Origin of the sequence: Umezawaea sp. Da 62-37 (genome assembly GCF_032460545.1) — a bacterium.
Classification (GTDB): Bacteria; Actinomycetota; Actinomycetes; order Mycobacteriales; family Pseudonocardiaceae; genus Umezawaea.
In genome coordinates this window covers 8,372,538-8,377,002 of sequence record NZ_CP135965.1, presented here as the reverse complement: position 1 = coordinate 8,377,002, position 4,465 = coordinate 8,372,538, and the positions used below count along the sequence as shown (strand labels likewise).

At 68.0% G+C, this 4,465-nt stretch carries 2 protein-coding genes; one reads left to right on the top strand and one right to left on the bottom strand.

The genetic code is table 11. The features are described from left to right. Positions 1 to 353 precede the first annotated feature (353 nt). A complete protein-coding gene (locus RM788_RS38715; RefSeq protein ID WP_315924537.1) occupies positions 354 to 641 on the top strand; it encodes an Rv0250c family protein in 288 nt (95 codons plus the stop codon). Between the two features lie 326 nt (positions 642 to 967). On the opposite strand, the gene RM788_RS38710 is transcribed toward RM788_RS38715, so the two are convergent. After that, positions 968 to 3,769 carry a helix-turn-helix transcriptional regulator gene (locus RM788_RS38710; RefSeq protein ID WP_315924536.1) on the bottom strand — a complete coding sequence of 934 codons (2,802 nt, stop codon included), beginning with the start codon at positions 3,767 to 3,769 and terminating at the stop codon, positions 968 to 970. Positions 3,770 to 4,465 lie beyond the last annotated feature (696 nt).

The window sequence follows — 4,465 nt, the reverse complement described above, 5'->3', positions numbered from 1 at the left end:
TGCGCTCCACTATCCGCAGGCAGAATGTGCGACCGTTGGCTCATCGTTTCCTCCGCGCAGGGGTGGAGAAACCCCTAGCGGTCCCCTAGGGCCCCTTGCGTGCGCAACCGGGGTTGTCATGCGGGAACCCGGTCGGTCTACTGTGGAGCCTGCTCACCGGATTCCGGTCCGGCTCCGATTTTCGGGCCGTTCGCGGTCCTTTCGCGAGGAACCGGTGAATCGGCGGAGCCGCCCTGAACTGGGGCCCTCTAGGGGTTGTAGTCCAGATCACACCCGAATACGGTGGCCATTCGGACGTCGCACCGAACCGGAAGCCCAAGTCGTGCGGCACTCGCTCACACCAGGAGGTAGGCGTGCCGAACAGTGAGATCATCGAGGTGCAGCGCATCGTCAGCGTGCTCCGCAGGAAGGTGGCCGCGCTCCGTCTGCACTTCGGCGACGTGCCCGACGTGCGCAGGCTCCTCAACGACGTGGAACGCCTCGACATCGACGTCAACGAGCTGCGCGGCAACACCTCCCGCCCCCGCCGCGAGCCCCAGCTGGCGGAGGTCGTGATGATTCCCGACGCCCCCTACAACCCGGATCTCTGGCACGGCGCCGACGACGAGGGCGTCGGCGGTTACCGCCGCCAGACCGGCTGAGAACCCGAACCCCCGAACGCCCTGTCCGCGTGGCACCGCGGACAGGGCGTTCGGCTTTTCCGGAAACGCCCGGACGCACGACAAGGCGTGCGTCCGGCTCGCGTGTCGGCAATCGTAGATGGCGATTCCCCGTTCGGACGGCCGAAATCCGCGCTGCCATTTCCACTTCGGATCCGCGGCACCCCCGAGGGCGCGCGGCATCGGGAATCGCAATGGGAAACCCCGGACACGACGAAGTCCCCCTCACCGAGGGGGACTCACAGGTCAAGCCGTTCGCACCACCCGAGCCCTGGATGCGCGCGGCGGGGGCCGCGCGGATCCAGGGATCAGGCGATGGAGGCCGCGTCGCTCCACAGGTCCGCGGGCAGGTCCTTGCGCTGCGTCACGTTCAGCTTCCGGTAGGCCTTCGTCAGGTGCTGCTCCACCGTGCTGATCGTGACGTACAGCTTGTTCGCGATCTCCCGGTTCGTGTGCCCCAGCGCGGCCAGCCCCGCGACCCGGCGCTCCGCGTCCGACAACGTCGCCGCGCCGCACTCGGAACCGGTGTCACCGGACGTGCCGACGGTCCGGTTCTGGTCCGGGATCAGCTGCGCGCACAACGGTTCCGCCTGGCAGTCCTTGGCCACCCGCCACGCCCTCCGCACCATCATCCGAGCCCGGTCCGGCTCACCCAGCTGGTGGTGCGTGTGGCTGAGGTCGGCCAGCACGCGAGCGACCTCGAGCTGTCCGCCCGCCGCCTGCACCTCGTCCAGCGCACCGTGCAGCAGCTGCGACCGCTGCCGCAGGTCGAGCGTCGCCGCCTTGACCCGCATGGCGATGCCGCGCGACAGCGACGGTCCCATCACCGGCAGCGCCAGCTGCTGGTCGACCAGCTCGCGGGCCTTCGCCTGGTTGCCCAGCCGCAGGTACACCTCCGCGGCACCGGTGCGCCACGGCAGCAGGCCCGGCGAGTCCAGGCGCCACTTGACCATCAGCTCGCCGCAGGACAGGAAGTCACCGAGCGCGGCGGGCAGCTGCCGGGTCGCGAGGTGGTGGTGGCCCTTGGCGAACAGGTAGTGCAGACCGTAACGACCGCGGTAGATGTGCTGCGGCACGCGCTGCGCCAGCGCTTCGGCGGCCTCGTCGAACTTGCCCATCGCGGTCGTCGCCTGGAGGAGCGTGCCCAGCGCCATGCCGACGCTGGCGCCCCACGTGCGCGGGTCGACCTTGTCCATGGCGAACATCGCGTGCCTGCGAGCGGCGCCCAGGTCGCCCATCCGCAACGCGACCTCCGCGCGGATCATCGCCAGTTCGCCGCGCCAGCCGGGAGGGTTGGACGACTCGTGGCGGTCGGCGATCAGGGTGTCGCACCAGGACTTGACGCTGTCGAGCTTCTCCAGGTACAGCAACGTCCGCAGGGCGGCACTGACCTCCTCGGTCGGCTCCTCCGCGAGGTTCGCGCTCTGCAGCACGCGTTCGGCGGTCATCACGACGCCGTCGTCGAAGTGGCCGCCGATGACCTTGGTCAGCGCGGTGGCCGCCTGGACCCGCATGTCGACGTCGACCGACACGTGGTCGGGGTCGGACACCTCGGCGGGCAGACCGCTGACGATCTCGGGGTACGAGCCGACGGCCCACATCCTGGTGATCGTGATCTCGGCCCTGCTGTGCTCGTCCAGCTCGTCCATCCGGTCGACGAGCCGCGCCAGTCCCTCGGTGACGTCGTCGACGCGGCCGTGCACGACGAGGAACCGGACGAACCAGAGGAGGCCGCGGCCGAGGAGCCTGCCCTCGCGCATCGCCTCGCCCAGCGCCGGGACGTGCTGCAGCGCGGAGGCCGGGCTGAGCCGGAGCTTGAGGCGCACCAGCATCATCACGAGCTCGATGGGCGTCTCCTCGGACTGGTCGCGCACGGCCAGTTCGAGGTATTCCACGGCCTCCTCGACCTTGTCGTCGAGGAGCGCGGCCTCGGCGGCCTCGCGCAGCATCGGCAGCGCCCACTCCGGGCAGTCGGTGCCCGCGGCGACGAGGTGACCGGCGACCGTGCGCGGCTCGGCGCCGTCCTGGGCCAGCAGCCACGCGGCCTTCAGGTGGAGGTCGGGCAGGTCGGCGTTGGCCAGGGCGTCGTCCATGACGGCTTCGCGGATCGCCGGGTGGCGGTAGCTGTCGCCGCGCAGCAGGCCCATGACCACAAGGCTTTCGACGTCCTTGGCCGCGGTCTTGGCGCAGCGGTCCACCATGCGCCCGAACAGCTTCGGCCGGTCCGACTGCGCGTCCAGCACGGCGAGCGCGTACGCGGCCTCGCGGACGGCCGGGTCGCCGCGGTGCAGGCAGCTCATGACCGCCTCGGCGAACCCCTCCCCCACAACGGGTTCCGCGACCGGCGCGTCGCCGTGGCCGAGTCGAACCCGCTGCTGGTCCTCCAGCAGCGCGCGGACGAGCAGGGGGTTGCCGCCGGTGACCTCGTAGTACTGGGCGCCGAACGCGTCGGCGATGCGGGAGTCCAGCTCCGAGGCGACCATCTCGCCGACGCCCGCGGGCGACAGCAGCGTCAGCCGGATGCTGTGGCAGTGCGGGTGGCGCAGGAACTCCGTGTGGAACAACGAGCGCGGCTCGCGGGAGCCGACGCACTCGGTGAACACCACGGCGACGCTCGCCGACCGCAGCCTGCCGAGCACGTGCCGGAGGGTTTCCTTCGACAGGTCGTCCATGTACTGCGCGTCGTCGACCACGACGACGATCGGCCGCTGTTCGGCGATGTTCAGCAGCGCCGCGCCGAGCTGGTGCAGCACGTGCCCGCGCTTGACCTCCGCGCCCTCCGCTTCGCCCTCGCCGGTCCTGATAGGACTCGCGGCCTCGTCCAGCAGCCCCGCGAGGTAGGCGGCGCGGTCGCCCGAGCAGTACTCGAGCGGGATGTTGCGCTGGAGCTGGCTGAGCACGCCCAACGGCAGAGAGCGCTCTCCTGGGGTGCAGGAGGCGTTGAGCAGCAGCGCTCCCGAACGCTGGACTTCTTCACCGAAGGCGTGCAGCAGCGCGGTCTTCCCGGTGGCTCTGGCACCGGTGATCATGGCCACGCCGGACCGACCTCGGAGGCAGTCCTCCAGCACGTGCTGGAGGGTGGCCAGTTCTCTAGTCCGTTCGACCAACATCTAAGACCGCGTTCCTTTCCCGGTGTGGTCACCTGTCCCGCACACGAGCCCGCGGTGAACAAACAGTGGCCAACTCAAGTCGGGTTGTCCCACCAGGCTGTCCTGGTAACACACATCGACAGTATCAGCACGATAAGAAGCTTGTCGATAACGTCGCGGAGAACTGCTCGGTAACCACGACCACTTGCAACACGCGTGTTACGAAGTTCCCGGTACAACTGCGTACAACTCTCACGAAGGATCGTGAGAATTGCATGAATCATCAGGCGCTAAAACCCTACTTTCGTAGGTTGCACCCCGTCCCACATGGGCGGAATGACTCCCCCAGGACAGCAAAACCACAGGTCACGGGCGTCAGGAACACGTAAGGTTTTCACAAATTGATTACCGTCGGTGACTTTCCCGTCGAGACAAGGGCAGTAATCATTGCCCGATCGAACACCCGCCCCTTGCCCTTGGTGGCACGTCGACTTGTTCAGCCCCGCGAAACAGCAACAGTGGCTACTTACCGGTCGGATCATTGCTACCAGGCATAATAAGGGGTATCAAGACCCCTAGGGGCGTACTGGGGCCCGACAGGGGTTGCCGCACCACAAGCGCACTACATAGCTTCGGTGCACTCGAAGTTTCTCTGAATTGAATCATAATGCCGTTTCATAATGACGTTACCACTCCGGACATTACCGGGCGCCTTCA